The 26,673-nt window shown below is 67.6% G+C and carries 26 protein-coding genes and 1 pseudogene; 15 read left to right on the forward strand and 12 right to left on the reverse strand.

Annotation, left to right across the window (positions count from 1 at the left end; genetic code table 11):
* Positions 1-19: 19 nt before the first annotated feature.
* A complete protein-coding gene (locus B9H04_RS18065) occupies positions 20-667 on the reverse strand; it encodes a hypothetical protein (protein WP_139835069.1) in 648 nt (215 codons plus the stop codon).
* A 250-nt stretch (positions 668-917) separates the two neighbouring features.
* Entirely contained in the window at positions 918-1,520 is a 603-nt protein-coding gene (locus B9H04_RS18070) for a hypothetical protein (RefSeq protein ID WP_139835070.1), read from the reverse strand.
* A 409-nt stretch (positions 1,521-1,929) separates the two neighbouring features.
* On the opposite strand from B9H04_RS18070, the gene B9H04_RS08245 reads away from it, so the two are divergent.
* Both B9H04_RS08245 and B9H04_RS18075 read left to right on the forward strand, forming a co-directional pair.
* The gene (locus B9H04_RS08245) at positions 1,930-3,162 is read left to right on the forward strand and encodes a tyrosine-type recombinase/integrase (protein WP_080508583.1); all 1,233 of its coding nucleotides are present in this window, start codon (positions 1,930-1,932) and stop codon (positions 3,160-3,162) included.
* An 85-nt stretch (positions 3,163-3,247) separates the two neighbouring features.
* Positions 3,248-3,493, forward strand: a complete 246-nt coding sequence (locus B9H04_RS18075; protein WP_139835071.1) for a hypothetical protein — start codon at positions 3,248-3,250, stop codon at positions 3,491-3,493.
* A 355-nt stretch (positions 3,494-3,848) separates the two neighbouring features.
* Here B9H04_RS18075 and B9H04_RS08250 read toward each other — a convergent pair whose 3' ends face one another.
* Positions 3,849-4,430: an MBL fold metallo-hydrolase gene (locus B9H04_RS08250; protein ID WP_049931538.1), complete on the reverse strand. Its 582-nt coding sequence runs from the start codon at positions 4,428-4,430 to the stop codon at positions 3,849-3,851.
* A gap of 621 nt (positions 4,431-5,051) precedes the next feature.
* On the opposite strand from B9H04_RS08250, the gene asd reads away from it, so the two are divergent.
* The 3 genes and pseudogenes from asd to B9H04_RS08265 form a co-directional block, all read left to right on the forward strand.
* Complete coding sequence (gene asd / locus B9H04_RS08255; protein ID WP_049931539.1) at positions 5,052-6,098, forward strand: aspartate-semialdehyde dehydrogenase; 1,047 nt, start codon at positions 5,052-5,054, stop codon at positions 6,096-6,098.
* A gap of 57 nt (positions 6,099-6,155) precedes the next feature.
* Positions 6,156-6,368 (forward strand): hypothetical protein, encoded by a 213-nt coding sequence (locus B9H04_RS08260; RefSeq protein WP_049931540.1) that lies wholly within the window; start codon positions 6,156-6,158, stop codon positions 6,366-6,368.
* 99 nt (positions 6,369-6,467) lie between these two features.
* Positions 6,468-7,091 (forward strand): annotated as a pseudogene (locus B9H04_RS08265) (class I SAM-dependent methyltransferase); the annotation flags it as partial.
* Between the two features lie 18 nt (positions 7,092-7,109).
* On the opposite strand, the gene B9H04_RS08270 reads toward B9H04_RS08265, so the two are convergent.
* Positions 7,110-9,095, reverse strand: a complete 1,986-nt coding sequence (locus tag B9H04_RS08270; protein ID WP_085682597.1) for a 3-hydroxyacyl-CoA dehydrogenase/enoyl-CoA hydratase family protein — start codon at positions 9,093-9,095, stop codon at positions 7,110-7,112.
* A gap of 369 nt (positions 9,096-9,464) precedes the next feature.
* Between B9H04_RS08270 and B9H04_RS08275 the strand changes: the two genes are divergently transcribed.
* Positions 9,465-10,019 (forward strand): DNA-3-methyladenine glycosylase family protein, encoded by a 555-nt coding sequence (locus tag B9H04_RS08275; protein ID WP_049931703.1) that lies wholly within the window; start codon positions 9,465-9,467, stop codon positions 10,017-10,019.
* Positions 10,020-10,050: 31 nt separating this feature from the next.
* Here B9H04_RS08275 and B9H04_RS08280 read toward each other — a convergent pair whose 3' ends face one another.
* The gene (locus B9H04_RS08280; RefSeq protein WP_049931543.1) at positions 10,051-10,503 is read right to left on the reverse strand and encodes a ribbon-helix-helix domain-containing protein; all 453 of its coding nucleotides are present in this window, start codon (positions 10,501-10,503) and stop codon (positions 10,051-10,053) included.
* A 78-nt stretch (positions 10,504-10,581) separates the two neighbouring features.
* On the reverse strand, positions 10,582-11,937 hold the full coding sequence (locus tag B9H04_RS08285) for a putative ATP-dependent zinc protease (protein ID WP_176450716.1): 1,356 nt from the start codon (positions 11,935-11,937) through the stop codon (positions 10,582-10,584).
* A gap of 110 nt (positions 11,938-12,047) precedes the next feature.
* On the opposite strand from B9H04_RS08285, the gene B9H04_RS08290 reads away from it, so the two are divergent.
* Positions 12,048-13,091 carry a succinylglutamate desuccinylase/aspartoacylase family protein gene (locus tag B9H04_RS08290; protein ID WP_085682598.1) on the forward strand — a complete coding sequence of 348 codons (1,044 nt, stop codon included), beginning with the start codon at positions 12,048-12,050 and terminating at the stop codon, positions 13,089-13,091.
* A gap of 71 nt (positions 13,092-13,162) precedes the next feature.
* Here B9H04_RS08290 and B9H04_RS08295 read toward each other — a convergent pair whose 3' ends face one another.
* Positions 13,163-13,678, reverse strand: coding sequence for a hypothetical protein (locus B9H04_RS08295; protein ID WP_049931545.1), 516 nt, complete (start codon positions 13,676-13,678; stop codon positions 13,163-13,165).
* 97 nt (positions 13,679-13,775) lie between these two features.
* The gene (locus B9H04_RS08300) at positions 13,776-15,677 is read right to left on the reverse strand and encodes a site-2 protease family protein (RefSeq protein ID WP_085682599.1); all 1,902 of its coding nucleotides are present in this window, start codon (positions 15,675-15,677) and stop codon (positions 13,776-13,778) included.
* A gap of 132 nt (positions 15,678-15,809) precedes the next feature.
* Between B9H04_RS08300 and B9H04_RS08305 the strand changes: the two genes are divergently transcribed.
* Both B9H04_RS08305 and B9H04_RS08310 read left to right on the forward strand, forming a co-directional pair.
* A complete protein-coding gene (locus B9H04_RS08305) occupies positions 15,810-16,295 on the forward strand; it encodes a DoxX family protein (protein ID WP_049931547.1) in 486 nt (161 codons plus the stop codon).
* 66 nt (positions 16,296-16,361) lie between these two features.
* Positions 16,362-16,601: a hypothetical protein gene (locus tag B9H04_RS08310; RefSeq protein ID WP_049931548.1), complete on the forward strand. Its 240-nt coding sequence runs from the start codon at positions 16,362-16,364 to the stop codon at positions 16,599-16,601.
* A 77-nt stretch (positions 16,602-16,678) separates the two neighbouring features.
* On the opposite strand, the gene B9H04_RS08315 is transcribed toward B9H04_RS08310, so the two are convergent.
* The 3 genes from B9H04_RS08315 to B9H04_RS08325 all read right to left on the reverse strand — a co-directional run bounded on the left by B9H04_RS08315 (position 16,679) and on the right by B9H04_RS08325 (position 20,368).
* Entirely contained in the window at positions 16,679-18,361 is a 1,683-nt protein-coding gene (locus B9H04_RS08315; protein WP_085682607.1) for a methyl-accepting chemotaxis protein, read from the reverse strand.
* 265 nt (positions 18,362-18,626) lie between these two features.
* The gene (locus B9H04_RS08320; RefSeq protein WP_049931549.1) at positions 18,627-19,610 is read right to left on the reverse strand and encodes a 5,10-methylenetetrahydromethanopterin reductase; all 984 of its coding nucleotides are present in this window, start codon (positions 19,608-19,610) and stop codon (positions 18,627-18,629) included.
* A gap of 2 nt (positions 19,611-19,612) precedes the next feature.
* Entirely contained in the window at positions 19,613-20,368 is a 756-nt protein-coding gene (locus B9H04_RS08325) for a coenzyme F420-0:L-glutamate ligase (protein WP_049931550.1), read from the reverse strand.
* Between the two features lie 448 nt (positions 20,369-20,816).
* Between B9H04_RS08325 and B9H04_RS08330 the strand changes: the two genes are divergently transcribed.
* Both B9H04_RS08330 and B9H04_RS08335 read left to right on the forward strand, forming a co-directional pair.
* Positions 20,817-21,320, forward strand: coding sequence for a DUF367 family protein (locus B9H04_RS08330; protein ID WP_049931551.1), 504 nt, complete (start codon positions 20,817-20,819; stop codon positions 21,318-21,320).
* A 97-nt stretch (positions 21,321-21,417) separates the two neighbouring features.
* The gene (locus tag B9H04_RS08335; protein ID WP_049931552.1) at positions 21,418-21,891 is read left to right on the forward strand and encodes a redoxin domain-containing protein; all 474 of its coding nucleotides are present in this window, start codon (positions 21,418-21,420) and stop codon (positions 21,889-21,891) included.
* A gap of 97 nt (positions 21,892-21,988) precedes the next feature.
* On the opposite strand, the gene B9H04_RS08340 is transcribed toward B9H04_RS08335, so the two are convergent.
* On the reverse strand, positions 21,989-22,348 hold the full coding sequence (locus B9H04_RS08340) for a DUF5518 domain-containing protein (RefSeq protein ID WP_049931553.1): 360 nt from the start codon (positions 22,346-22,348) through the stop codon (positions 21,989-21,991).
* A 139-nt stretch (positions 22,349-22,487) separates the two neighbouring features.
* On the opposite strand from B9H04_RS08340, the gene B9H04_RS08345 reads away from it, so the two are divergent.
* From B9H04_RS08345 to B9H04_RS18635, 4 genes are all read left to right on the forward strand, one after another.
* The gene (locus B9H04_RS08345; RefSeq protein ID WP_085682600.1) at positions 22,488-24,935 is read left to right on the forward strand and encodes a heavy metal translocating P-type ATPase; all 2,448 of its coding nucleotides are present in this window, start codon (positions 22,488-22,490) and stop codon (positions 24,933-24,935) included.
* A 63-nt stretch (positions 24,936-24,998) separates the two neighbouring features.
* Positions 24,999-25,976 (forward strand): hypothetical protein, encoded by a 978-nt coding sequence (locus B9H04_RS08350; protein ID WP_085682601.1) that lies wholly within the window; start codon positions 24,999-25,001, stop codon positions 25,974-25,976.
* A 91-nt stretch (positions 25,977-26,067) separates the two neighbouring features.
* Positions 26,068-26,367 (forward strand): hypothetical protein, encoded by a 300-nt coding sequence (locus tag B9H04_RS08355; protein ID WP_049931556.1) that lies wholly within the window; start codon positions 26,068-26,070, stop codon positions 26,365-26,367.
* A gap of 128 nt (positions 26,368-26,495) precedes the next feature.
* Positions 26,496-26,672, forward strand: coding sequence for a hypothetical protein (locus tag B9H04_RS18635; protein ID WP_167373071.1), 177 nt, complete (start codon positions 26,496-26,498; stop codon positions 26,670-26,672).
* Position 26,673 lies beyond the last annotated feature (1 nt).

Raw genomic sequence — 26,673 nt, forward strand, 5'->3', positions numbered from 1 at the left:
GCGGCTCTAATCAACAAAATTACGAGTGGTTTTGTCCAGCCAAGTCCGAGTAAAATTCTCTCTTCAGGTTTGTTCCGTTGTTTACTCTCTCACGACAGTTCTCCGTCTTTCTCCACATTTCTTTCTTCGAAGCGCCGAGTCCACTGACAATTTCACGAAGCATGGCGACCTCGTAGTAGACGAAGTTAATGTCGTTCTGTATGGCACGGTCTCGCTGCTGTGATGTCTCTCTGAGTTGTTCAATCAGTTCAGAAAGAGTGTCAAGCCGTGCTTCGAGTCCACTGAGAGATTGCTTGAATTCGATGAACTGCTCTTCATCAAGAATGACCTGACCGGTCTCGTCTATATCGTCATCAAAGAAACCGTGATGGATAGCGTCCCGTCCATACTGTGTAAGAGCCATCAGTTTAGGGGGATGAGCGTGGTTCGTCTCAGAATCATACCCGACTAACTCAACGAGCTTTGCGCGCACGAGAATACCATTTGCTCTGATTCTCTGTTCAACTTGATGTTTCGGCAATCCGGTCTCGCGACGGATGACCACGGAATTTGCTTGAGACTTTGGACGCCGATTAAGACATTTTAGAATCTTGAGGCTAGCGTCGTCGTAATCTGATGCTTGGAGGTTTTCAGGATTTTGTGGCGTATCTGTTTTATTCGACTTCATACGAGACTCTTCTCTAACAGATTGCAAAGATATTGTGTAGAATATAGTGTACAGTATTGTTCAAATGCTGTTTACACAGCATGAAGACACAGCAGAAAACAGTATGAAATGCGATTTTCGACTATCTCCTATGGAGATACCCCGCTCAATGTGAGAATAAAAGAGGGTATATCTCTTGGTTGGACTCTGTTCCAACTGTCTGTGTATCTAAAGCCACGAACTGGCAAAAGTATCGCGGTGGCGTGACCAGCTAAGATGTATGTTCGTCAAACGCCCAAAGCGCCATATCTACTTCCCGTGGCAGTATCCCTTTTTGCTGAGCTATCTGCCGAACTTCCTCCATGTAGAATCGGTATGCTTCCGGAGATGAGTTGTAGTCCTGAAAGTGTTCTATGAACTCCGCGTAGTCGCGATAATACTGGGGGTCTAACAATCGTGGCTTAGCGGCTCCAAGAGCTCGAAAAGCCCGGTAGTCTATGACTGCGTACTTCGCGGGGTCATACATAGTTAGAATTGCGGAAGCAACGGGGACACGAACTCCCTTGAGTTCTGTAAGGGCTTCCACCTTGTCTGCGTCATTATTAGCGCGAAATGCCACCGTGGTTCGTCGTTCGACGTGGTTGGGTTTGTTTTGCTTCAATAGGTGGTCTATCCTGCCTCCTGATTTCCACTTACCAATCTTTCTGAGCTCATCTCGGTAGATGTATCCCCGCTGTTGGAATTCCGACGATATAGAGTAGAATCTGTGATATTTGTCTTCTTTCCATGCCCCCGAACTATCTCTATACTCTATTGATTCCTTAGGGTTCACCTGTCTGTACTGGGCTATCCACTTCGGAAAATCTAAGCTCATTGAGTGGTTTTTCAAAAGGAGGGTGAATAGGTTTTCTGTTGTATGTGTATATCACTCATTTTATCAAGCGCGTCCCTTTGTTCTACGAATAAAATTTTCTGTCATTACTGGTGGTACCCATAGCCCAACACACTACGATGCTCTACAGCACTTGCTCAATTTAAGACCCAGATTCCGGATTTACTTCGGCCATCCAATTGAATGCTTTCTCTACTCCATATATAGTGATTCAGCAATGGTAATCAACGGCCCAACAGCTCACTGTATGGTAAGACTACATCAAAAATGGTGTGGTCCAAAAAAGCGTATAGAGACCTTATAATGCTTGAATTTGGCATAATGGGCTATTTGCGGTTAGAAAGTAAACCATATATGCTGTGGTATCTTAGATGTGGTGAGGTAAAATAGAATGGCAAGCGTTGAACAACCAAATAACAATAAGCGGCTACCAGAATATTCTCTTGACGAGATAAACGTCCCCGAGGTTCGAGAAAGTCTACAGAGGAGGCTCAACGAGCTAGAACTTGAGCTGTTTGAAGACTGGAGAATTGAGTTTTGTCGCTGGGCCTACGACCGCGGCAAGAAACCGGACCAGCAGATTGGATACGCCTACAATTCGATGCGGGACATCATCAACCGTGTTGAGCGGTTCTGTGAATGGCTCTACATTGGAGAGGAAATCCGCAATAAAAACAAAAGCAATGACTTCGACCTTGACGAATTCATCGCAGAAAGAACTGGAGAAGAATTTACGATTGAATTTACCCCCGAGCAGCTCAACCAATACTGGTACTATCTCAAACGAGAGGACAATCTACTCGGCACCAGTAGACGGACCGCCAACAGCGCCTCTCTTGTCCTCAAGCAGCAGGAGATTGACTGGGAAATTCCGAATTCTGATGAAGTCTATGAGCAGATAGAAACGGAAGAAGGAGACCCCGGCTTCCGCGATTATTGTCGCGACTACGAGCTCAAGGCCATCAAGTATGCCTCTCTAAGACTGTATACTGTTCCCGACCGAAGCGAGCTCAGTGAAGATGAAGTCGATGAATGGGCTGCGCGTCTCGCACAACGCTTAGAGAAACCTAAATACGCATTAAGCGGAGATGATTGGGATGCAAATAGCTGGAAAATTCCCAGTCTCGTTCACTTGAGCACGGACCTTGGGCTCCGACCCTGCGAAATCTATGCATCTCGAATGAAATGGCTTGATACAAAAAGAGAAGATGATGCCTATCTTCGAATTCCCAAAGAAGAAGACTCTAAGGCAGGGAAAAAACACAGAGAGTGTAAAATCAGCCCCACATCTGCACGCGTCATCAATAAATGGAAAGATGAGCGAGAACAACTGCCCGAGTACGAAGGTTCGGACGCAGTCTGGCTGACGCGGCGAAAGAATCCTTATGGGGCAGGTTCCCTCCGATATCTGATGATTCAATTACAGAAAGAGGCAGGGATTGACGTTGAGAGCCGCGAAAACGGCTGGTACATGATTCGTAGAGGTGTGGGCACAGATATCATAAATAAGGGTGAAGACATTACTACTCTCATGCAAATGCTACGCATCAACCGCGTTGAGACTGCACAACGATACGTCGCTAACGCTCACCAAGCATCTGACAACTACTACTCCAACCGCTGAACCGTCCAACAACCAATAAAACGGACCAACCCCAAAGGCAGACCATGTTCAACAGACATTACCCAGATTCACGAGGTGGTCGGTAGTGACGCTAAGAGACGAGGCTTGGGATACTATAATGACAACTATAGCATCCGAAGGGAAGTTCAAACTTAGTGAACTCGGGTTTGAAGATTCGGAGATATTTACAGTCAAAAGAGTCGCACGAGAAATGGAGGGCTATGGGTGGCTTGTGCGCGACAGTCCACAATCTGGTATCTGGCGGGCAGGGCCCAAAGCCAAACTCATATTCGATTTTGATGAGGAAACGCTCGAAGCTGCCCGACAGTGACCGAAACACACACCATATTTGATTCGCTTCTCTTCGGTTTTGATTTTGCCTTAGTTCCTTGAATTTGGTATCTTTGAGCGTTTTGTGTGGATTCGAGTCGAAGTAGAGTATCATATTTGGTGAGGTCCATTAGTCAGCCTTGTGGAGGCTGAGACGCGGGTTCGATTCTCGCACCCGGACCTTTTCCGACGAACAGAGTGAGGAGCGAAAAGTCCGGAAGGCGAGATTGAATCATGCGAGACGAGCGGAGCGCGTCTCGCCCGGGTTCGATTCTCGCACCCGGACCTTCTCGCGGCGAGCAGTATCGCGAGCTGCGAGGCTCCGTAGCGAATTGAAGCGGTGATCGAGGCGCCGGTCAGAACTCGATCCGCTCGCCGTCTTCCGGGATCAGCACGTCCGCCGTCTCCGCCCGGAGTTCCTCGCGCGAGAGCAGGCAGTGGTTGATCGCCTCCATGTGGACCACGGCGACCGGGGCGTCGGTAGCCTCGCGCACGGCCGCGACGTCCTCGACGCCCATCGTGATCGGTTCGCCGTGGTTGAACTGCGCCGCGCCGCCGTTGAGCACGACGGCGTCGGGGTCGAACTCCGCCAGCGTCTCCTCGACCGGTCGCACGTCGGTGAAGCCGTCCTCGACGAACGCGTCCGCCTCCGCGGGCTGACAGAACAGCGGCACGTCGGCGTCGAGTCGCTCCGCGGCCGCGTCGTCGAAGTGATCCGGGTGGCGGTGGGTGACGATCACCGCGTCGTGCGACAGGTCGACGTCGGGAAGCGGGACGAGCGGGTTGCGCCGGTCGTTCGGGGTGTTGTCGGTCGGCGGAAGCGTGCCTTCGGACGCGAACAGCGGATCGACGAGGAACGTCGTCCCGTCCACGGTCGCGAGCGCCGTGGCGTTGCGGACGAGAGTGACGGCGGGGCCGGCGCCGCGGGTGTTCGACATGTCGGGCCTTCGGCGCGCGAGGGGTTGTGCGTTGCGGCGCCGCTGTCGAGCGTCGGAATGTCGCCCGCGACACTAACGACCGGTCTCATCTCCGGCGGCGTGCCGCGTCGACCGGGAAACCCTCGTGGCGGGCGGTCGCCTGCGCGGCGACGGGCGGGTCGCGTTCGCGACCGGTGTCACGCGCCTGGGTTCTCCGCGCTGTCATCGCTCCCATCGGGGAGTACTCGGGCGGGGACTAGGGGCGCGCACGTTCGGATATCCGTCGCACGCGGTTAAACGGTCGGGTGAGAGGCTCACGACTTCCGGCCGGATGCCGAAGGAGAGCGAGCGGGCCGTCTCGTGGGTGACGCTCGCCAGCGTGGCGGCGGACAGGGTCGGGACGAGCGAGAACCCGTCGAACTTGGGCGTGCTTCGAACGCACCTGACGCCCAGAACGGAACGTTCCTGCCGGATCGGCGAATATCTCCCGGACCGCGGCAGTCGGCGACGGTTCGTTGGGAACGCGCCGCGGTCGCCGACGCATCGTAGTCGGACCGACCGTCAGACCGAATCGCCGGCCGCGTTCGGCGGTATCGACGGCTATCCGAACGCACTTACGTCCCTGTCACGGACCCACGCGCAATGTCAGTACGAGTCGGCATCCTCGGTGCCACCGGCGCGGTCGGCCAGCGGTTCATCCAGTTGCTCGACGACCACCCGACCTTCGAGCTCGCCGCGGTCACCGCGAGCGCGGAGAGCGCGGGCAAGACCTATCGCGAGGCGGCCAAGTGGCGCGTCGACACCCCGATTCCGGAGGGCGTCGCCGAGATGGAGGTCGCCGAGACGAGCCCCGCAGGGGTCGCGGACGACGACGTCGACCTCCTCTTTTCCTCGCTCCCGTCGGGCGTCGCGGCCGAGGTCGAGCCCGAGTTCCTCGATGCCGGATACATCGTCTCCTCGAACTCCTCGAACGACCGCATGGCGGCGGACGTCCCGCTCACGATCCCCGAGATCAACCCCGACCACCTCGGGCTCATCGAGGTCCAGCGCGACGAGCGGGGCTGGGACGGCGCCCTCGTGAAGAACCCGAACTGCTCGACGATCACGATGGTGCCGACGCTCGCGGCGATCGACGAGTTCGGCCTCGAAAGCGTCCGGGTCTCGACGCTTCAGGCGGTCTCCGGCGCCGGCTACTCCGGCGTCACTTCGATGGAGATCCTCGACAACGCCATCCCCCACATCGGCGGCGAGGAGGACAAGATGGAGACGGAGTCGCGCAAGCTGCTCGGCGAGTTCGACGGCGCCGAGGTCTCCCTCCACGACGCCGACGTGGCCGCCTCGTGTAACCGGATCCCCACGCTCGACGGCCACCTGGAGAACGTCTTCGCCGAGTTCGCCGAGGACCCCGCGCCGGCGGACCTCCGCGAGGCGATGCGCTCGTTCGAGGGCGTCGGCGACCTCCCAAGCTCGCCCGAACAGCTCATCAAGGTGTTCGGCGACGACGAGCGCGAGCGTCCGCAGCCCCGCCTCGACCGCACGTACGCCGACGGGATGGGCATCGTCGCCGGCGGCGTCCAGACCACCGACGCCGGCGCGAAGTACAACTGCCTCGCGCACAACACGATCCGCGGCGCGGCGGGCGCCTCGCTGCTCAACGGCGAGCTGCTCGTCGAGGAAGGGTACGTCTAAGCGCGCCGGCCGCCGACCGATAACCACTTTATTCTCCGCGTTCCGTCGGCCGACGCCATGGCAGAGCCATCCGCGAAACGGTCCGTCCGCCGGGGCGTCGCGGTCCTCCTCCTCCCGGTGTCCGGGGCGACGACGCTCCCCGCGTTCGTCGAGGCCGCGCTCCCCGGCGTGTCGAGTGTGGTCGGTGTCGTCCTCTTCGTCGCCGCGGTCGCGTACCTCGTCGGCAGCGTCAGTAGACAGGTGGCCGCGGCGGCCGACACGCCGCTGTGATCGGTCCCGGACGGGCACCGGACGGCACCGAATACTCCGGGGGGCCACGAGACCGCGCCGACCGAAGCGTTCAACAGCCCGTCGCGAATGTCCCCGCACATGGTCGACAGGAACGTCGTCCGCCGGGGGTACGACGAACTCGCGACGGCGTACGCGGCCGACCGCGTCGAGGACGGCCGCGGACGAGCGGTCCTCGACCGCTTCCGTGGGTCGCTGCCGCCGGACGCGCGGGTCCTCGACGCCGGCTGCGGGCAGGGCACGCCCGTGCTCCGAGCGCTGAAAGACTCCGGGACCGCCGTCGGAGCGGACATCTCGCGCACCCAACTGGCGCTGGCCGCCGAGAACGTCCCCGGAGCGCCGCTCGCGCAGGGTGACCTCGTCGCGCTCCCGTTCCGCGACGGCGCCTTCGACGCGGTGACGGCGTACCACTCGCTAATCCACGTTCCGGAGGGGCGTCACCAGGCCGTCGTCGACGAGTTCGCCCGCGTCCTCGGCGACGGCGGACGGCTCCTCTGTTCCGAGGGACCGGAGCCGTGGAACGGCGAGAACCCGGACTGGCTCGACACCGGCGTCGAGATGCAGTGGCACATCGCGGGCGCGGAGGCGACTCGGCGGCAGCTCCGGAACGCCGGCTTCGTAATCGAGCGGGAATCGACCGTCGACGACTCGCTCGCCGACGGCGCCGACGCGCGCTGGACGTTCTTCGCCGCGCGGCTCACCGAGTGCGCAGCCGAGCCCTCGTTACTTCCCTTCGAACTCGGGTTCGCCGTCGCCCATGAACGCCGTGACGCCCTCGATGAGGTCGTCGGTGTTCATGACGTGGCCGAAGCCCATCGCCTCGACTTCGAGGCCGGCCTCGTTGTCGGTGCGTCCGGCGTGGATCGCGCGCTTCGTGTACTTCTGCGCGATCGGCGGGCCGCCCGCGAGCTGCGCTGCCAGCTCCCGCGCCCGGTCGTCGAGCTCGTCGCCCGGCACGACCTCGTTGACGAAGCCGTAGTCGGCCATCGTCTCGGCGTCGTAGCGGTCGGCGGTGAGGATGATCTCCTTCGCGCGCCCCTCGCCGACGACGCGCGCGAGCCGCTGCGTGCCGCCCCAACCCGGGAGCAGGCCGAGGTCGAGTTCGGGCTGGCCGAGCTCGGAGCGCTCGGAGGCGATCCGCATGTCTGCCGCGGTCGCGAGCTCCATCCCGCCGCCGAGGCAGTAGCCGTCGATGGCGGCGATGACGGGCTTGTCCGACTCCTCGAGCTTGCCGAACGTCTGTTGACCCTGCCGAGAGAGCTCGACGGCGTGGATCGGGTCCGCGCCGCCCGCGGCCATACTTTGGACGTCCGCGCCGGCGGAGAAGGCGCGGTCGCCCGCGCCGGAGAGGAGGATCGCCCGCACGTCGTCGTCGCCGTCGAGCAGGTCGATCGCGTCGGCGAGCTCGTCGAGCACGTCGCCGCTGATCGTGTTCATCCGGTGCGGGCGGTCGATCTCGACGTGCCCGACCCGCGCGTCGGCGTCGACGTCGACGTTCAGCACGTCGAACGCCGGGCCGCTCTCCGCGTCGCCGTCGGCTCCGTCGCCGCGGAAGCCGCCCGACTCGGCCGCCTCGCGCAGGTAGTCGGTCGCCTCATAGCGCTCCTCGCCGGTCTCCTCCGCGAGGGCGTCGAGCGTCTCGACCAGCGCGTCGAGCCCCTCTTCGTCAGCGAGCTTTGCCGGGCCGTCGGGGAAGCCCGCGCCGAGCTTGACCGCCTCGTCGATGTCGTCGGCGTCGGCCACGTCGTTGCCGATCAGGCCGGCCGTCTCGTTGGCCATCACCGCGAGCAGGCGGCGGCGCACGTCGTCGTCGAGCGCGTCGCTCGGGATCTGCGCGCCGTCGCCGTCCTCGTAGTCGTAGAATCCCTTGCCGGTCTTCTTGCCGAGGTCCTCCGCCTCGACCTTCTCGCCGAGCAGCGGGCAGGGGCGGTAGGCGTCGCCGAGGACCTCGTGCATGTACTCCAGCACGTGGTAGCCCACGTCGATGCCGACCTGGTCGGCGAGCTCGAACGACCCCATCGGGAGGCCCATGTCGAACTTCGTCGTGGAGTCGACCGCCTCCATCGTCGCGTCGCCGGACTCGACGATCCACGCCGCCTCGTTCATCAGGGGGACGAGGATGCGGTTGACGATGAACCCGGGGCTGTCCTTCCGGACCCGGACGGGCGTCTTCCCCATCGACTCGGCGAGCCCCTCGATCAGGTCGAGCGTCTCCTCGCTCGAGTGCTCCCCGGAGATGACCTCGACCAAGTCCATCCGCACCGGCGGGTTGAAGAAGTGCATCCCGCAGAAGCGCTCGGGGCGGTCCGTCACCTCCGACAGCTCGGTGATAGAGCGGCTGGAGGTGTTGGTGACGAAGACGGCCTCGTCGGGCGCGTACTTGACCACGTCGTCGTACACGTCCTTCTTGATGGCCATCTTCTCGGGGACGACCTCGACGACGACGTCGGCGCCGTCGAGCGCGTCCTCGAGGTCGACGAACGCGTCGACGCGGTCGAGCGCGGCGTCCGCCTCGTCGTCGCCGATTCGGTCCTTCTCCGCGAGCTTGCCGAGCGACCACTCGATCTGGTCGTACCCGTTCTGGACGAGCTCATCGTTGATGTCGCGGAGCGACACGTCGTAGCCGGCGAGGGCGGCCACTTCAGCGATACCGTGGCCCATGTTCCCGGCGCCGAGCACCGTCACGCGCTGGACGTCTTCGAGCTGCATACCTGAGAGTCGGAACCGTCATGGTTGAACGTTTTCATCTTCCAAACGTAAAACAAACTGTAAGTTTATTCGGGTGGGTTGGCGGCGGCTCGACGCGAGGTTCGAGAGACTGAGACGAGCACGAACGGTCGACGCGGGGTGCGAGGGACTGAGACGAGCACGAGCGCTCGACGCGGGGTGTGAGAGGCCGCGCGGACCGGTCCGGAACCGAACGTACTCCTCCGTGCGGTCCCTCGCTTCGGTATGGACGACGGCGTCGACGGAACGATCGACCCGGCCGCGGACGCTGACGGGCCAGCGGCGAAGAGTGGCGGTCCGGCCGCGGACGTAGACGACCCGGTGATCGAGGTCCTCCGCGAGGACCCGACGATGGCGACGCTCGTCGACCGACACGGGCCCCTCGACGTCGCGCCCGCGGACGACGAGTTCGCGCGGCTCTGTACCTCGATCGTGAACCAGCAGCTCTCGACCGCCTCTGCGGCGGCCATCCACGAGCGGTTCGTGGAAGTCGTGGGCGGCGACCCGACCCCGGAGCGCGTCCTCGCGGCCGACGAGGCGGCCCTGCGCGAGGCCGGGCTCAGCGGCACGAAGGTCGACTACCTGCGCAACGCCGCCGCTGCGTTCCGCGACGACGAGCGCGACCTCACGCGCGAGGAGCTGGCGGGCGTAAGCGACGAGGCGGTCGTCGACCGGCTCACCGAGATCACGGGCGTCGGCGAGTGGACCGCGAGGATGTACCTCGTCTTCGCGCTCGGGCGCGAGGACGTGCTCCCGCTCGGCGACCTGGCGGTTCGGAAAGGGATCGAGCTGGTGTACAACGGTGGGGAATCGCTGTCGCGCGCGGAGATGCGCGAGATCGCCGAGGCGTGGCGCCCGTACCGGAGCTACGGGACGCGATACATCTGGGCCGAGTACGAGTCCTGACCGCGCTCTCGTGGAGGAACGACGGGCCGAGCTATCGGGTCCGGGTCGACTGCTCCGGTTCGGGCTCGGGGTCGCCGGCCGGGGCTCGGTCACCGCTCGCCGCGTCCTCGCGGTACAGCCGGAGGATCTCCTCTAAGAGGACCGCGTGCCGATCACCGGGGACGTACTGGTGGTCGATGAAGTCCTCGGCGTCGCTGAACTTCTCCCGGAGCGCGAGCTTCCGCACGAACGCGACGGACTCGAAGAACGGGGGGCCGTCGGTCTCCTCGTCCGCGCCCAGCGTCCGGTCCGCGTCCGGGATCACCTCGGACTCGATCGCCTCGTAGTCGATCGTCTCCGGGTCGTACTCGTCGAGGGTCCGGGAGAGCACGTAGTCGGCCGAGAAGCGGTAGAACTCCGACTTGCTCTCGAACTGCCCCTCGTCGACGAGCGATTCGATCTCCTCGACCACCGACTCGGGAAACCGGACCGTGCTCTTCACCATGTGTCGTGTCCTCGACAGCCTCGGTCTTATACTTTTGTCAGACGCGCGTGAGCCAGATTTCGGCGGCGCCGGACGGGTCTACTCCTCCTCTTCGAGGATTTCGCCCGCCTCGTCGCGCTCGGCCTCGTCTCTGTCGGCGCGCCGCCGCACGTCGACTCGGTAGTCAGTGAGGATGTCGCGGCCGAGCAGCAGCGGGTACTCCATGTGCTCGCGGTCCTCGACGCTCGCGGTGACGGTGTGCTGGTTGCCGCCGATACCGATGACGAGGTCGACGACCGGCCGGGCCTTCCCGCCCTTCACGCTGCCCGACTTGACCCGGGTCATGCTCTTGATCGGACCCGCACCGATCTCGGCGGCCAACTGGGTGTCGATGCTCGTCCGGGTCGCGCCCGTGTCCGACTTCGCGAGCGCCTGCGTCGAGCCGGAGGTGCCCGTGACGACGACCTCCTCGATGTAGCCGATGTCGGGCTGCTCGGAGGGGGTCGGCTTCGGCGCGGGCGCGCAGGACGGCCGCGAGTCGTCGAGGGTCGCGGCGACGCGCTCGACCGCCTCGTCCTCGACCTCGCCGCCGACCGTCTCGATCGCCAGCTTCGCGATGTGCGGGGCCGGGCTGGTGCCGGTCGCCTCGAACAGCCCCTTGAACCCGGCCGTGGGGTTCACTTCGAGGACGTACCAGCCGTCGTACCCCTCGACGAGGTCGACCCCGGCGTAGTCGAGCCCCATCACCTCGGCCGCGTAGAGGGCGGTGTCGGCGGCCTCCTGCGGCATGTCGTCGGTGGCGTCCTCCACCGCGCCGCCCAGCGCGACGTTGGTGCGCCAGTCGCCCTCGGGCGCGTAGCGGTACATCGACCCGACGATCTCGTCGCCGACGACGTACACCCGCAGGTCGCGGTGCTTCTCGTCGTCGCGGTCGATGAGCCGCTGGAGGAACGCCTGCCGGTTGCCGACCTTCGGGTTCACGCGCTCGGTCAGGTCGACCTTCCACGTCCCGCCGCCGTGGGTGCCGATCGCGGTCTTATACACGCCCACGTCGCCGAACCGCTCGCGGCCCTCGTTGAGGCGGTCGTTCGACAACGCGAGCAGCGCGTCGGGCACGCGGATGTTCCAGTCGGCGAGCGTCGCCGCCGTCGCGAACTTGTGGATCGACGCCAGCACCGCGTTCGGCTCGTTCAGCATCGGCCGGATGCGCTCGAACGTCGCCGCCAGCCCGAGCAGCTCCGCGGGCTGGTCGGTGTTCGATAAGAGCAGGCGGTTCGCGATCACGTCGACCGCGGGCTCGACCGCCACCTCGCCGTCCTCGACGCTCACCGCGGCGTTCTCCTCGCGGAGCCACACCGGCTCGTGGCCGAGGTCCTCGACGGCGTTACAGATCGCCTTCGTCTCCTTGCTGTTGTGCAGCGACAACACTCCCACCCGAACCGAGTCCGAACTCATACCTCTCACTGCGCGGGCCGACATAAAAGACGCCCCGATCGTTTCGGCCGGACGAGATCCGGAGTCTCCGGGTCGCCATATATATACCCGACGCCGCGCTCCGGTCTGCCATGAGCGAGGACCGGGCGTTCACGTACAACGGCGGGGCGGTGCCGCCCGGCGAAACGCAGAACATCCGCTACGGCATCAGCGAGACGTACCCCGGCGACCCCGTCCGTATCCCGGTCACGATCGTCAACGGGGAGCGCGATGGGCCGACCGCCTTCCTGACCGCGGCCGCCCACGGCGACGAACTCAACGGAATCGAGGTCGTCCGCGAGGTCGCCCACGAGTGGGACCTCTCGGCGCTTTCGGGCACGCTCGTCTGTCTCCCCGTCCTCAACGTGCCCGGCTTCCTCGCCCAGCAGCGGTACCTCCCCGTCTACGACCGCGACCTGAACCGGTCGTTCCCCGGGAAGCCCGGGTCGACCAGCTCGAAGCGGATGGCCCACCGGATCTACGAGAACTTCATCGCGCCGTGCGACTTCGGGCTCGACTTCCACACCTCCACCCGCGGCCGGACGAACATGCTCCACGTCCGCGCAGACATGACCGACGAGTCGGTGTACCGGCTCGCGATGGCGTTCGGCTCGAAGGTGATCATCGACAGCGACGGGCCGAGCGGCACGCTCCGCGGCGAGGCGACCGACGCCGACATCCCCACGATCACGATCGAGATGGGGGAGGCCCACCGGTTCCAGCGCCCGCTCATCGACGACGCGCTCGACGGCGTCAAATCCGTCTTCGCGGAGTACGGACTCCTGGAGACCGACACGGTTCGCTGGCCCGGCTGGCGCACCGTTGTCGCCGGGGCGGGCGAGAAGACGTGGCTGCGCGCCGACTCCGGCGGCATCGTCGACACCCACTTCGAGAGCGGCTCGCTCGTCCGCGAGGGCGAGCGCATCGCGACGATCACCAACCCGTTCAAGGAGGACGCGGTCGCGGTGGAGGCCCCGTTCACCGGGCTCCTGATCGGCCTGCTGGAGAACCCGGTCGTCTACCCCGGGAACCCCCTGTGTCACCTCGTCGAGATCGGTGAGTCGACCCGTCGGGCGATCGAGGCCGGCAGCGCGCCGAAGCCCGTCGGCCAACCGACGCCGACGGTCGGGAAGTGAGGTCGCCCTCTGTGGTCGACGGGTCGCGCTCTGGGTTCGTACGTCGCCGTCGTGGCCGTGACACCGACCCGTCACCCCTCGCCGAGCCGCTCCCGTAGCCCGACCGCGGCCCCGGCGACAACCGCGAGGAAGCCGCCGAGGAACGCCACCGGCTGGAGGACGACCCGCTGGGCGACGACGGCGCCCGGCTCGCGCTCGACGGTCCGGGTCCAGAACTCGTACCGCTCGCCGTCGAGCTCGACGATCAGCAGTCCGTCGCCGAGCGTCGGGTCGGTCGGGTACGACAGCGAGTCGACGCGCTCGTCGGGGCTCTCGACGCCGAACGCGCCCTCGGGGGCGTCGCGGGCGCGGTCGAACGCCGCGCGGGCGGCGGGGTCAAGGTCGGCGTACGCGACGACGGCGTTCGAGTCGTCGAGACCTTCGTCGGTCGGAGCGTCGAGACCCACCGACGACCCGGCGGTCACCGACCGAACGGTGTGGGTGTAGGCCGGGTCGGCCTCGCCGACCGAGACCGGGAGGAACAGCGGGTTCGCCATCAGGAGGACGCCGAGCGCGACGAGCGCGGCGGCCGCGAGCGGGGCGCGCATACGCTGCTTTCGGCGGGCCGGGAGTTGAGCCTTTCCGAGCCGCGCGGCCGGCCGCAGCCGAACAGCTCCGCCACCGGCCGAGACGTGGCGCCGGGCCTCAGATCAGCCCGAGCGCCGTGAGGATCTGGTTGCCGAAGATCATCGCGATCAGTCCGGTCAGCATGACGAGGCCGGACGAGACCGTGATCGTCCGCACCGCGGCGTGCCGGTCGCTGATCGGGACCCGGCTGATCACCGCCTCGGCGACCATCCGGAGGATGCGGCCGCCGTCGAGCGGGAACGCCGGCAGGCAGTTGAACAGCGCCAGCTGGATGTTGATCCACCCCGACCAGAACAGGAGGTTCGCGAGCAGGAACGTCCCGCCGCCGAGCACCGCGAGCGGCCCCTCGACAACGAAAAAGTTGGTCAGGTCGCCGGTGAACCCCGCGAAGTTGAACGGGAGCCCGAACAGGCTGCCGAGCGGCAGGATGAGCGCGACGAACACCAAGCCGAGCGGCGAGTCGGTGACCCCGCCGAGCGGGACGCCGCCGGCGGTCCCCTCGCCCCCGTCGCCGCCGAGCAGTTCGAGGTACGCGCCGGCGGGGTACTCGGTGACGCCCACGTCGTCGAGCGCGAGCCCGCTCGTCCCGGGGAAGACGCTGACGCCGACGAAGCCGCCGTCGCGGTTCGGGTGGGCGTCGAGTTCGACCTCGTACGTGTCGCGTTCGCCGTCAGCGTCGTAGACGGTGACGGGGACGGTCTCCCCCGGCTCGCGCTCGCCGAGGACCGCGGAGAGCGCCCCGTTGTCGACGACGCGCTCGCCGTCGACCGAGACGATCGTCAGCGGCTCGCCGAGGGCGGCGCCCGCGTCGTGGATCGGCCCGTCCTCCTGAACCCCGACGACGTACGCGCCGATCGGCACGTCCGGGACGGTGACGGCGGCCTCGCCGTCGGCCGTTTCGACGCCCGAGGCGTCCTCGGCGCCGGGCGCGTCGCGGACCTGGTCGACGACGGTCGCGTTGCCGGTCACCGTCAGCGCGGCGCGCTCGTCGTCGCCGACCGCGGCGAAGAGGTCCGACTCGGTCGCGACCGGCTCGCCGTTCACCGCCGCGATCGTCACCGGTGCGCCCTCGATCCTCACACCGAGGGGGTTGCCGCCGGCGGACCCGACCACCTGTAGCTCGCGGTCGACCCGCACCGTCTCCCGCGCGTCGCCGTCGTCGACCGTGAGCGCAACCGAGTCGCCGGCGTCGGCGATCGCCGACTCGAACTCGGCGCTCGTCTCGATCGGCGTTCCGGCGACCTCGACGACCCGGTCGCCCTGCGAGATGTCGGCCGCGGCCGCCGGGGAGCCGGGGTTGACCTCGCCGACCGCGTAGCCCGCCGCGGGCGAGATGGCGCCGACCACGGGGCCGAAGAGGAGCGCGAAGACGACGATCGTGAGGACGGTGTTCGCGGTGACGCCGGCAGCGAACATCCGTGCGCGCGCGCCGCGAGACGCCTCCTGCGTCGCCTCCTCGTCCGGTTCGACGAACGCGCCCACCGGGAGCAGCGCGAAGAAGACGAGTCCCATCGAGTCGATGTCGATGCCCTCGACCCGGCAGAGGAGCCCGTGTGCCCCCTCGTGGATCACCATCGCAGCCCCGAGCCCGGCGACGATCTCCGGCGCGACCGACAGGGGAAGGAAGTCGTTGACGCCGGGGATGATGAGGAAGTTCTGCGGCTGCTGGATCGCGGCGGGCTGTGCGTTCGTGAACGCCGACATCGCCGACGAGAGGATGAGCGCGAACGACGCCACCATCGCCACCAAGGCCCCGCCGAGGCCGAGGTTGGCGACCGCGCGCCAGAACCGCTTCGGCGCCGCCAGTCGGCCGAGGAAGGCGCGCCCGCGGAGGGTCCGGAGCGTCAACACCGGTCCGGAGATCCTGACCGCGTCCGGGAGGATCCCCTCGTTCCGCAGCCACCTCGCGACCGCGGAGTACGCGAGGACCCCCGTCAGCACCCAGAACAACGTGTTCATTACCACACCGTTGGGCTCGCCCGCTCGTAAGGGGTTCGGTTCCCGGAACCCTCGGCCGCACCGCGCGCACCGATACGGCCCGCCGCGGCCGTCGGGGAGGACTGATACGCGTCCGGTGCGTGCGTCGGACCGATGGCCGACGCCGACCGGTCCCACGCCGCAGACGCACAGCCCGCGCGCCGACGGCCCGATCCCGTCGAGTCGGACGCCGCCGAACGCTCGCTCGCGCCCCTCATGGGCGCGGCGTACGTTACCGCCGGGGTCGCCCACTTCCTGATCCCGGATCGGTTCGCGGAGGCGATCCCGCCGTCGTTCTCCCGGCCCGTCGGGCTGGTGTACCTCTCCGGGATCGCCGAGATACTCCTCGGGGTCGGCGTCGCGATACCGCGGACGCGGCGCCCGTCCGCGTGGGGGATCGTCGCCCTCCTCCTCGCCGTGTTTCCGGCGAACGTCCACCTCGCCCGGCGCGACACCCTCGACGACCTCCTCCCGGACCGACTCGTCGCTCCGGCGCGGCTCGCGGCGCTGGTCCGCCTGCCGTTTCAGGGCGTCCTGATCGCCTGGGCGCTGCGGTACGCGCGCGACGACGACCCGTTGGAGCCGTGTTCGGAAGCGTAGTTCCGGAGCGATCGAGGTCCCGCCGCGAACTCAACACCCAAGTGCCCCCCGGTACAAGCGTGACTCATGATGGCGCTCATCGACTTCGTCTCCCGGCTGGTCGGCGACGTCGGGCGGTTCGTCGACATCTTCCTGAACGACCTCATCCTCGGCGCCGGCGACCCGCTGTCGGCGCTGCTCGTCCTCGTCGGACAGGTCCTGATTATCGCTTCCGTCGGCGCGCTGGGCTACGCCGCCGTCGGCGCGCTGCTCGGTGAGATTGGCGTGAACCTGCCCTCGCTCGGCGGACGCGGGCGCTCGGAGTAGTCGGCGGCGCCGGTCGCCGACCTCGTCGCGCCCAGACCGTCCTCAGTCGTCGTCAGCACCGATCGCCGACCGCGTCCTCAGTCGTCGTCGGCGCCCGTCGCCGACCGCACCTCGGCGCCGGCCCCCGGACCGTCGACGGTTTCGGCACCGTCGCCCCCGTCGGGAACCTCGAACTCGTTCAGCCGCGCCAACAGGTCGTCGGACCGGTCCGAGAGCGTGTGGACCCGGCCGGTCACCTCGGAGACGGTCGCGGTCTGCTCCTCGGCCGCGGCCGCGACGGTCTCCGCCTCGGTCGCGGTCTGTCGGCTCACGGAGGCGACGCCGTCGACCATGTCGACGACCTCCTGCGTGGTGCGCGCCTGGTCGTCGGTCGCGTCGCTGATCTCTTGGACCGTCTCGTCGACGCTCGTCACATCCTCGCCGACGCCCTCGAACTCCCGCAGCGTCGCCTCGATCGTCTCGACCCCCTCGGCTACCTGGGCCTCCATCGCCTCGGCGTCGGCGGCGGTCTCCGCCGACGCGGTCTGGACCTCCTCGATCCGCCCGGAGATCTCCCCCGCCGACTCGCGCGTCTCCTCGGCGAGCGACTTCACCTCGTCGGCGACGACCGCGAACCCGTCGCCGGAGCCGTCGGCGCGCGCCGCCTCGATGGAGGCGTTCAGCGCGAGCAGGTTGGTCTCCTCCGCGATTTCGTCTATCACGGCCGCGATCTCGTCGATCTCGCCGACCCGGTCCGCGAGGTCCGTGACCGCGGCCGCCGTCTCGCCGATCCGCGTCTCCAGCGTCTCAAGCTCCGCGATCGCCTCGGCCGCCTCCTCGCGGCCGGAGCGACCGCGTTCGGCGGCGTCGCGCGCGGTCTCGGCCGCGTCGTCGGCGCTCGCCGCAATCTCCTCGACGGTCGCCGACAGCGTGTTCATCTCGCTCGCGATCGCCTCCAGCTCGTCCGTCTGCTCGGCCGCGCCGTCGGAGATCTCCTGGACCGAGCGCGCGACCTCGCCGCTCGCGTCGTCGACCTCGTCCATGCTCGCGCGCACCTCGTCCGCGGCCCCGGCCACGTCGGCGGTGAACCCGCCGACCTCGCCGACCGTCTCGCCGAGCGTCGCGACGAGCCGGTTGTAGTTGTCGACGATCTCGACGTACCGGCCCTCGTCGGTCGCCAGCGCGTCCCCGTCGATGGTCGCCGTCAGGTCGCCGTCCTGCGCGCGCTCGGCGGCATCGCCGAAGGCGTCGACGAGCGCCTCCAGCTCGGTGGTGTAGGCCGCGAGGTTCTCGGCCATCTCGTCGAGCGACGCCCCGAAGGCGCCCGGGACCTCCTCGTCGAGCGCGGGGTCGTCGAACTCTTGATCGGCGAGGGCCTCCGCCTGCGCGGAGACGGTCGTGAGGTACCCGTGGACCTCGCCGAAGGCGCCGACGAGGCTCCCGATCTCGTCGGGTTGGGTCGGGTCGAGGGCGCCCGCGGCGTCGCCGCCCGACGACCCGGTCGCGTCGGGCTCACGCGCGTCGTCGATATTCCCCGCGGCGATCGCCTCCGCCTGACGCTCCAGCGCGCGTATCGGGCCGACGAAGTCCTGTCGAACGATGAGCAGCGTGTTGTAGATGGCGACGACCGCGCCGAGGAACAGCGCCCCCGAGACGACGTACGCGGCGGTCCCCGAGATCAAAAACTGAGTGAGAAAGATGCCGACCGTGACGAGAAACTGGATGCCGACCGCCGTGACGACCTTGCGCTCTATCGATTCGGTGACGCCGAGCGCGTCCATCGTCCGCCACAGGAGGGCCTCGTACCGCCCGCGGACACCCGGGCGGCGCTGTCGTGTCGTGGACATACTTCGCCCTCGACGAGAACGGGTTATGAACCTCCCGCCGGCGTTATCAGCAGCGATTCTCGATTGTCAGCGGGCGAGAATCCGCCGCCAGCGTGCGTGAAAGCAGTGCGGGCGCCGCCGACGCGGCCCGGAACAGCCCTCGTCGACGCGGCCCGGAACAGCCCCCGTCGACGCGCCTCGGGAACCCAGTCGACGGACCTCAGAACAGCCCGTCGACCGCCTCGGCCGCGAGGTCGACGGCGGCCTCGAGGTCCGGGCCGAGCGGCGAGCCGACGACGAGGCCGTCGGCGTGCTCGGCGACGGCGGCGGCGCGCTCGCGGACGGTCTCGGGGGTGCCCGCCATACAGAAGGCGTCGACCATCTCGGGGGTCACGCGCTCGAAGGCGGCGGAGAACTCGCCGGCCGAGACGCGGTCACCGATCTCGCTCGCGGCGTCGGGGTCGATCCCGTGGCGCTTCAGGACGGGCGGGGCCGCGCCCGCGGCAATGAACGCGACCGGCGGCCGGGCGGCCTCGCGGGCGGCGGCCTCGTCCTCGGCGACCGACACCGCGGCGTAGGCGATCAGGTCGAACTCGCCCCGGCTATCGGGCCTGTCGTCGAGGCCGTCGTCGACCTGCTCGCGGGCCCACGCGAGGTCTTTCGGATGCGAGCCGTTGTACAGGAGGCCGTCGGCGTGCTTCGCGGCCATCCGACACATGTGCGGCCCCTCGCCGCCGACGTGGACCGGGATGTCCGCGCCCTGCGGCGGCTCGTAGTTGAGCCCGGCGTCCGCGGCGTCGAAGGTGCCCTCGTGGTCGACGCGCTCTCCGGCCCAGAGCCGCTGTGCGGTCTTGAACGCCTCCAGCACCGAGCGGAGCCCGCGCTCGTCTTCGAGGCCGAGGTTGGCGAGCGTCGAGGGGTCGCCCGGGCCGAGCCCGAAGACGGCGCGCCCCTCGGAGGCCTCGTCGAGGGTCGCGACCTTCGACGCGAGCGTCACCGGGTGGGTCTCGTAGGGGTTGGCGACCCCCGGACCGAGCCGGACCGAGTCGGTGGCGGCCGCGAGCCGCGAGAGGAACGCCCACGGGTCGCGGTTGTTGTAGTGACACGTCGAGTAGACGGCGTCGTAGCCGGCCTCCTCGGCGCGGACGCCGAGGTCGACGAGGCGAGACAGCTCGTGTTCTGGGGTGAGTTCGATTCCGAGCATGGTTACTCCTGAAAGGTCCACTCCCGCAGGGCCTGCCGGACGAAGTCGCCCTCGACCTCGCGGAAGTGATTGTCCGAGCCGTCGTGGTCGCCGAACTCCCAGTCCCGGACGACGACGACCGGGGTGCCGCCCGCGCCCTCGCCGGCGACGAGGTTGGCGGCGGCGGCGAGCTCGTCGATCACGTTCTGGACGGTGACGCCCATCTCGCGGCCGTCGCGGTCGCGTTCGCCGCGCCAGTCGCGGCTGGCGGGTAGCCCGGCCCAGCCGATCGCGACCCCGCGCTGGCCGTGCCGGAAGGGACGACCGGAGGTGTCGCTGACGACGACGCGGTCGGCCGCGAGTCCGTCGCGGATGCGCTCCGCGCTCTCGGTGGGGCGCTCCGGGAGCAGCAGCAGGTCGCCGTCCGGGACGTTCGAGCGGTCGATGCCGGCGTTGACGCCGACGTGCCCGAAGCGCGTCGCGGTGAGGAGGAACGGCGCCTCCATGACCAGCTCCGTCGACTCCTCGATGACCGCCTGCGCGAAGCGCGGATCCTTCTCCTCGTCCGCTATCTCGGCGAGCCGGTCGGCGACCTCGCGGGCCCGGGGGCCGGCCGGGAAGTCGTCGAGGTCGAAGACGCGTCCCTCGGCCTTCGAGACGACCGTGCTGGCGACGACGACCACGTCGTCCTCGCGGAGGTCGACGCGCTCGCCGATCATGGCCGCGAGGTCGTCTCCCTCCCGGATCTCCGGGAGGTCCGGAACCGCGAACAGCTCCATACGATCACCTGCGCGGCGACGAGGAAAAACCCCGCCGGTACCGGGCCGGTTTGACGGTATCGGGACGAAGCGGCGGAGTCCGATTCGCGGCGGACTGGCGAATAACTGGCGCGTTAAATCAGGCACAAAAATAGCATTTGCTAAAACATTCGTTGGTATAAATATCGAAAAACCATGTTTATATAAGGACAAAGGGCGGATAATAGGTATTTCAGCCAAAATTTTTTACACACCGAGTAAATACTGTAAAACGCGATGAAGGAACTGACAACCGAAGGCGAATCGGCTCCGATCGGGACGCGGACGCGCGTCCCCGAAGAGGCCGACGACGGCGAACCGATCGTGACGCAGACCCGCGCCCCGTGACGGCGCGCGGGCGTCGACCACCCGCATTTTTTCTGCCGACGGCGTCCGTACGGCTTATACGCGACTCCGTCGAACGCCGAGTGTGGACCTCCACGTCCGGTACGAGGGCGACGACGACCCCGACAAGTGTACGGCCCGGAAGCTCGCGCGCTTCGACCTCGCCGAGCTCCACCGCTCGGACCGAGCCACGCCGTACGGGGTCGTCCTCAACCCCCACGCCGAGCGCGCGCTCTCGCCCGTCGACGCCGAGCGGGCCACCGAGACCGCGCTCGTCGCGCTCGACTGCTCATGGGAGTCGGCGGGCGAGAAGATGTTCTCGCTCCCCGGCGAGCACCGCGCGCTGCCCTACCTCGTCGCCGCCAACCCCGTGAACTTCGGCCGTCCGATGCGGCTCACCACTGTCGAGGCGTTCGCCGCGGCGCTGGTGATTCTCGGCGAGCGCGACCGCGCCGAGCGCGCCCTGTCGAAGTTCACGTGGGGCGAGACGTTCCTCGAACTCAACGCGGAGCCGCTCCGCCGGTACGCCGACTGCGAGAACTCCGGCGAGATCGTCGACATCCAACAGGAGTACCTCGACCGCGAGTGACTCGGTGCGGGTTCGGCCCGAGACGGTAGCGGGCCAATACCGGCACCGAACGAGGTCGCGACAAGGCTTTTGCGTGAATCAGCCGTATCGAGAGTCGATGGTATCCACAGGCGACGACGCACCCGCGTTCACCGCGACGGTCGGCACGAGCGATCACGAGCCGTTCGACCTCGACGAGGAGATCGGCGACGGGCCGGTCGTGCTCGCGTTCTTCCCCGGCGCGTTCACGCCGCCGTGTACGAACGAGATGATCGCCTTCCAAGAGCGCGCCGACGCCTTCGCGGAGGCCGGCGCGACCCTCTTCGGGATCAGCGCCGACTCGCCGTTCTCGCAGGGCGCGTTCCGCGAGGAGCACGGGATCGAGTTCGACCTCGTGAGCGACATGGCCGGCGACGCGATCCGCGTGTACGACCTCGAGATCGACATCGCCGAACTCGGCCTCCACGGCATCGCGAACCGCGCCGTGTTCGTGATCGACGACGACGGCGAGGTCGTCTTCGACTGGGTCGCCGACGACCCAACCAACGAGCCGGACTACGAGGCGGTCCTCGACGCCGTCGAGAGCGCGTGAATTCCGGTCGCGGGGCGGCCGGTCCCGTCGCGTCGGCGGTTCTATTGTAATAAGATACCGGAGCCCCGCAGCGACGGACCGCTTCGAGCCGATCCCGCTATCCGAGGACGCCGCCGATAGCACCCGCAAGCGCCGAGTCGACCGCGAACAGCAGCGTCAGGAACAGTCCGACGACGAGGACCCCCGCGCCACCGAGCAGGCTTCCGAGTGGGCCACCGGCCAGTCCGACGAGGCCGCCGAACGCGGCGAGCAGGAGCGTGACGGCCACGCCACTCACCGAGCCCGCGAGCAGGCCGTGCCAGAAGCCGGAGAGCAGCCCGCCGGCGGCGACGTAGCCGGCGACGAACCCACCGATGAGTCCCGCGCCGACGTGGCCCACGACGGGGACGAGCGTGGCCAGCAGCCCGGCGATCAGCATCACGACGAAGCCGTAGCCGACGGCGCGCCAGTCTGTCATACCCGCGGGTAGCCGGCTCGGAGGTAAATACTTCCTCGTCGAATTTGTTTACTTCGAATCTATTTTTATTAATCTCTTATAAAATAATGCCTCTATGTGGTAGCTAGATTAATAACGCTCCGGGAGCGACGTTCAGCTAATGATCGAATCGAACCCGACAGCCGATCCCGACGAGTCGGACGGGAGCGCGCCGACGGGAGCGCAGCTCCGGCTCGCGGTGCCGGACATGGACTGCTCGTCGTGCGCGGGGAAAGTCGAGGGCGCGCTCGATCGGGAGGGCGTCCGCTCGGTCGACACTCGGCCCACGACGGGCGTCGTCGTCCTCACGTACGATCCGGAGGCGACGGACGTGGAGGCGCTGACGGCCGCCGTCGAGGGCGCGGGGTACGCGGTCGCGGATGCGGAGTCCGACGGCGTCGCCGACGGCCTGTTCACGAGCCCGCGCGCGATCGCCACCGCGGTCGGCGGGGCCTTCCTCGCGGTCGGGCTCGCCCTCGAGTGGCTGCTCCCCGGGCTCGACCCGACGTTCGCGACGATCGGCGGCGTCGGCTTCCTCGGGCCGTGGGCCGTCACGGGCGCCTCGGTCGCGTACCTGCTGGCGGTCGCGATCGCCGGGCCGCCGATCCTCCGGAGCGGGTTCTACTCGCTGCGGGGGGTGAGCCTCGACATCGACCTGCTGATGAGCGTCGGGGTCGTCGCCGCGCTGCTCGTCGACCTCCCGTTCGAGGCGGCGACGCTCGCGGTGCTGTTCTCGGTCGCCGAGCTGCTCGAACGCTACTCGATCGACCGGGCGCGCACCTCCCTCCGCGAGCTGATGGAGCTGTCCCCCGACGAGGCGGTCGTGATCCGGGACGGCGAGGAGGAGACGGTCCCCGCCGAGGCCGTCGCGACGGGCGAGCGGCTCGCGGTGCGACCCGGCGAGCGCGTCCCGCTCGACGGGGTGGTCCGCGAGGGCTCCGGCGCGGTCGACGAGTCGCCGATCACCGGCGAGTCGGTCCCGGCGGAGAAGGAGCCCGGCGACGAGGTGTACGCCGGCTCGATCAACGAGGCCGGCTACCTCGAGGTTGAGGCCACCGCGCCCGCCGAGGAGTCGACCATCGCGAGGGTCGTCGACCTCGTCGAGGCCGCCAACGGCGAGGAGACGCGCGCCGAGCGGTTCGTCGACCGCTTCGCAGGCGTCTACACCCCGATCGTCGTGGTCGGCGCGGTCGCGACCGCCGCGCTCGGCCCCGTCCTCGTCGGCGGCGGCGCGGAGACGTGGTTCGTCCGCGGACTCACCCTGCTCGTCGTCGCGTGCCCCTGCGCGTTCGTCATCTCGACGCCCGTCAGCGTCGTTTCCGGCGTGACCGCGGCCGCCCGGAACGGCGTCCTGATCAAGGGCGGCGAACACCTAGAGGCGGCCGGCGACGTCGACGTCGTCGCGCTCGACAAGACCGGGACGCTCACGCGCGGCGAGCTGTCGGTGACCGACGTGGTCCCCCTCGGCGACCGCGAGGCCGACGACGTGCTCGCGTGCGCGACCGCCATCGAGCGACGGAGCGAACACCCGGTGGCGGAGGCGATAGTGGTGCGGGGCACTGACGCCGCCGGTTCCGAGGCCGCCGGTACCGGGTCCAGCGACGAGACCGAGGTCACCGACTTCGAGACGCTCACGGGCGAAGGCGTCCGCGCTGATATCGACGGCGAGACCCACTACGCCGGCAAGCCCTCGCTGTTCGAGGACCTCGGTTTCGACCTGAGCCACGCCCACGTCCGCCCTGACGGAGGGGTGGTTCGGGAGCGCGACGACGCCGACGACGCTGGCGGAGACGGAGCGCGCGGGAGCGAGGCGAGCGCCGCCGCGGAGCCCGAGCCCTGCGACCACGGGCAGTACCTCGACCTAGCGAGCGAGACGATTCCGCGGCTTCAGGCCGAGGGGAAGACGGTCGTCCTCGTCGGGACCGAGGCGGAACTGGAGGGCGTCGTGGCGGTCGCGGACACAGTCCGTCCGGAGGCGGCGTGGGTCGTCGACCGCCTCCACGAACTCGGCGTCGACCGGGTCGCGATGCTCACCGGCGACAACGAGCGGACCGCGCGGGCAACCGGCGACCGCGTCGGCATCGACGAGGTGCGCGCGGATCTGCTCCCCGACGAGAAGGTCGCGGCGGTGCGTGAGCTCGCCGCCGAGACCGACGGCGGCGTCGCGATGGTCGGGGACGGGATCAACGACGCCCCGGCGCTCGCGGCGGCGGACGTGGGGGTCGCGATGGGCGCCGCCGGCACCGACACCGCCATCGAGACCGCGGACGTGGCGCTGATGGCCGACGACCTGACCAGGCTCCCGTACGTCGTCGACCTCGCCTCGCGCGCGAGCTCGACGATCCGAACCAATATCGGGGCCTCCCTCGCCGTGAAGGCGCTACTCGCCGCGGGCGCTCCCCTCGGCTACGTGAGCGTCGCGATGGCCGTCGTCGTCGGCGACATGGGTATGGGCCTCGGCGTCACCGGGAACGCGCTCCGGCTCGGCAACGTCGAGCCCGCGGAGCCCTCCGGGGCGGCGACGGACGCGGCCGAGCCGAACGCGGACGCCGCCGCGTCGGAGCAGTAGCCGGTCAGTCGACCCGGAAGCCGGCCTCACGCTTTTTATTACCGCGGCGGTAACTGCGCTCGTATGCCCTCCGAGCGCGGGACGCCCTCCACCTCCGAGGAGGCGATGGACCGCACGGAGTCCGCGGAGGTCCGGGCCGACCCCCACGGCGACCGGAGCGTCTCCGAGACGGTCGCCGAACCCGACCCGATCGAGTGGGGGCCGGTCCGCCACGAGCGACTGCGCTCGCTCGCGATCGGGGTGTCAGTCGGAATCGCCGGCGCGGTCCTCGTCGTCTTCGGCACCATCGCCGCCGGGGGGATCGCGGGTATCACGTCCGGCGACCTCGCGGTCCCGAGCGTCGGGGCCGAGGCGATCGCCGTCGGGGTCGCGCTCTTGCTCGCGCTTCTGCTCGGTACCGTGCCGGTGCTGTACGCCGTGTACCGCGAGAGTTCGGTCGGGGAGCCGTCCGGCGCTCGACTGCGCGAGGCCGCAGAGACGCTTCGGCCCGGCTGGACGCTGGCCGGGCCCGGCGCGGTCGTCGCGGCGGCGCTGGCGCTGCCGACTGACTTCCTGCCGGCCCTCTGGCCGCTGTTCTGGGTCGTCTGGTTCGTGCCGGCGGTCGCCGAGTCGTCGGGGGTCGCCGTTCGGCTCGACCCGGCCGAGCGGGCGATCGCGCGGACGTATCCGGCGCGCGACCGAACTCGGAGCGACGACCTCGGGGCGGTCGTCAGGACGCGCCGGATCGACCTCCCGTGGACGACGGTGTTCCTGCTCGCGTACCGGGGGAACGCGTGGTTCCGGTCGACGCCGTGGCTGTTCGTCCCCCGCGACCGGGCGGACGCGGTCGAGTCCGCGCTCGGCGCGGTGCTGGCGGAGAGCGACGGGCCGGACCGGGCGAGCGTCCCGGAGCGGCTCACCCTCGCGACGCTGGGATCGTCCTCGCTCGTAGTCGGCCTCCTCATGGCCGTTGCGGCCGGCGAGGGAGCGGGCGGACTGGCGCTGGCGCTGCTCACGGCCCCGTTCTCGCTGCTGTTCCTCGCGCTCGCGGCGCGGTTGTGAGTCGCCCGCGGAGTCGACGCAACCCCGTCGCGACACCGGACCTGACACCCCCTACCACGCGACTCATATACCTGCGCACCCAAACTCGTTCATGGACAGACAGCGTCTGGAACGCGCGCTCGAAGACGAGTTCGGCGGGACCGAGGCCGAGCGGCGGGCCGTCTCGCGGGCGGCCCGCGACCTCGTCGACTCCGGACGGCCCTCCGAGGACCGCGGCCACGGCCTGACCGTGACGGGGGTGATCGGACACATGGAGGACGCGCCGGACGACTCCTCGCTGGTGGAGCGGTGGAACTGGTGGATGGGCGCGCTCGATGCTGCCTACGGCGGCTACGACTACTTCACGGTGCGGTTCGTCGAGGACGACGAGGCGACCGGCCTCCGGCGGTAGGGCGACAGCGGACCGCCGGCGGCGAGCCCGACTGTCCGAATCACCGGCGAGCGGCAGCGGATCGTCCACTTTCACTTTCACTCCGCGGATGGCTCGGTTATAGGAGCGTTCCGGGCCGAACTAGGTGTATGAGCGCAGTCACCGCCGACCGACCCCGGTACGCGACGCCCACGCGCGTGGACATCACCGACTGTCGAACCGACCGCCTCCCGGACCGAGTCCGCGTGAACCGCGTCGACGGGAGCGAGGTCCACCTCGAACGCCGCGGCGGCCGGACGTTCCTCGTCACGCGACCGACCGAGTGAC

The sequence above is a fragment of the Halorubrum ezzemoulense DSM 17463 genome, assembly GCF_002114285.1.
GTDB lineage: Archaea > Halobacteriota > Halobacteria > Halobacteriales > Haloferacaceae > Halorubrum > Halorubrum ezzemoulense.

What these genes read in the sequence shown, in the direction of transcription:
- B9H04_RS18065 (WP_139835069.1), bottom strand. Translation starts at nt 667, where the DNA reads ATGAAGTCGAATAAAACAGATACGCCACAAAATCCTGAAAACCTCCAA.
- B9H04_RS18070 (WP_139835070.1), bottom strand. Translation starts at nt 1,520, where the DNA reads ATGAGCTTAGATTTTCCGAAGTGGATAGCCCAGTACAGACAGGTGAAC.
- B9H04_RS08245 (WP_080508583.1), top strand. Translation starts at nt 1,930, where the DNA reads ATGGCAAGCGTTGAACAACCAAATAACAATAAGCGGCTACCAGAATAT.
- B9H04_RS08250 (WP_049931538.1), bottom strand. Translation starts at nt 4,430, where the DNA reads ATGTCGAACACCCGCGGCGCCGGCCCCGCCGTCACTCTCGTCCGCAAC.
- asd (WP_049931539.1), top strand. Translation starts at nt 5,052, where the DNA reads ATGTCAGTACGAGTCGGCATCCTCGGTGCCACCGGCGCGGTCGGCCAG.
- B9H04_RS08260 (WP_049931540.1), top strand. Translation starts at nt 6,156, where the DNA reads ATGGCAGAGCCATCCGCGAAACGGTCCGTCCGCCGGGGCGTCGCGGTC.
- B9H04_RS08270 (WP_085682597.1), bottom strand. Translation starts at nt 9,095, where the DNA reads ATGCAGCTCGAAGACGTCCAGCGCGTGACGGTGCTCGGCGCCGGGAAC.
- B9H04_RS08275 (WP_049931703.1), top strand. Translation starts at nt 9,465, where the DNA reads ATGGCGACGCTCGTCGACCGACACGGGCCCCTCGACGTCGCGCCCGCG.
- B9H04_RS08280 (WP_049931543.1), bottom strand. Translation starts at nt 10,503, where the DNA reads ATGGTGAAGAGCACGGTCCGGTTTCCCGAGTCGGTGGTCGAGGAGATC.
- B9H04_RS08285 (WP_176450716.1), bottom strand. Translation starts at nt 11,937, where the DNA reads ATGAGTTCGGACTCGGTTCGGGTGGGAGTGTTGTCGCTGCACAACAGC.
- B9H04_RS08290 (WP_085682598.1), top strand. Translation starts at nt 12,048, where the DNA reads ATGAGCGAGGACCGGGCGTTCACGTACAACGGCGGGGCGGTGCCGCCC.
- B9H04_RS08295 (WP_049931545.1), bottom strand. Translation starts at nt 13,678, where the DNA reads ATGCGCGCCCCGCTCGCGGCCGCCGCGCTCGTCGCGCTCGGCGTCCTC.
- B9H04_RS08300 (WP_085682599.1), bottom strand. Translation starts at nt 15,677, where the DNA reads ATGAACACGTTGTTCTGGGTGCTGACGGGGGTCCTCGCGTACTCCGCG.
- B9H04_RS08305 (WP_049931547.1), top strand. Translation starts at nt 15,810, where the DNA reads ATGGCCGACGCCGACCGGTCCCACGCCGCAGACGCACAGCCCGCGCGC.
- B9H04_RS08310 (WP_049931548.1), top strand. Translation starts at nt 16,362, where the DNA reads ATGATGGCGCTCATCGACTTCGTCTCCCGGCTGGTCGGCGACGTCGGG.
- B9H04_RS08315 (WP_085682607.1), bottom strand. Translation starts at nt 18,361, where the DNA reads ATGGACGCGCTCGGCGTCACCGAATCGATAGAGCGCAAGGTCGTCACG.
- B9H04_RS08320 (WP_049931549.1), bottom strand. Translation starts at nt 19,610, where the DNA reads ATGCTCGGAATCGAACTCACCCCAGAACACGAGCTGTCTCGCCTCGTC.
- B9H04_RS08325 (WP_049931550.1), bottom strand. Translation starts at nt 20,368, where the DNA reads ATGGAGCTGTTCGCGGTTCCGGACCTCCCGGAGATCCGGGAGGGAGAC.
- B9H04_RS08335 (WP_049931552.1), top strand. Translation starts at nt 21,418, where the DNA reads ATGGTATCCACAGGCGACGACGCACCCGCGTTCACCGCGACGGTCGGC.
- B9H04_RS08340 (WP_049931553.1), bottom strand. Translation starts at nt 22,348, where the DNA reads ATGACAGACTGGCGCGCCGTCGGCTACGGCTTCGTCGTGATGCTGATC.
- B9H04_RS08345 (WP_085682600.1), top strand. Translation starts at nt 22,488, where the DNA reads ATGATCGAATCGAACCCGACAGCCGATCCCGACGAGTCGGACGGGAGC.
- B9H04_RS08350 (WP_085682601.1), top strand. Translation starts at nt 24,999, where the DNA reads ATGCCCTCCGAGCGCGGGACGCCCTCCACCTCCGAGGAGGCGATGGAC.
- B9H04_RS08355 (WP_049931556.1), top strand. Translation starts at nt 26,068, where the DNA reads ATGGACAGACAGCGTCTGGAACGCGCGCTCGAAGACGAGTTCGGCGGG.
- B9H04_RS18635 (WP_167373071.1), top strand. Translation starts at nt 26,496, where the DNA reads ATGAGCGCAGTCACCGCCGACCGACCCCGGTACGCGACGCCCACGCGC.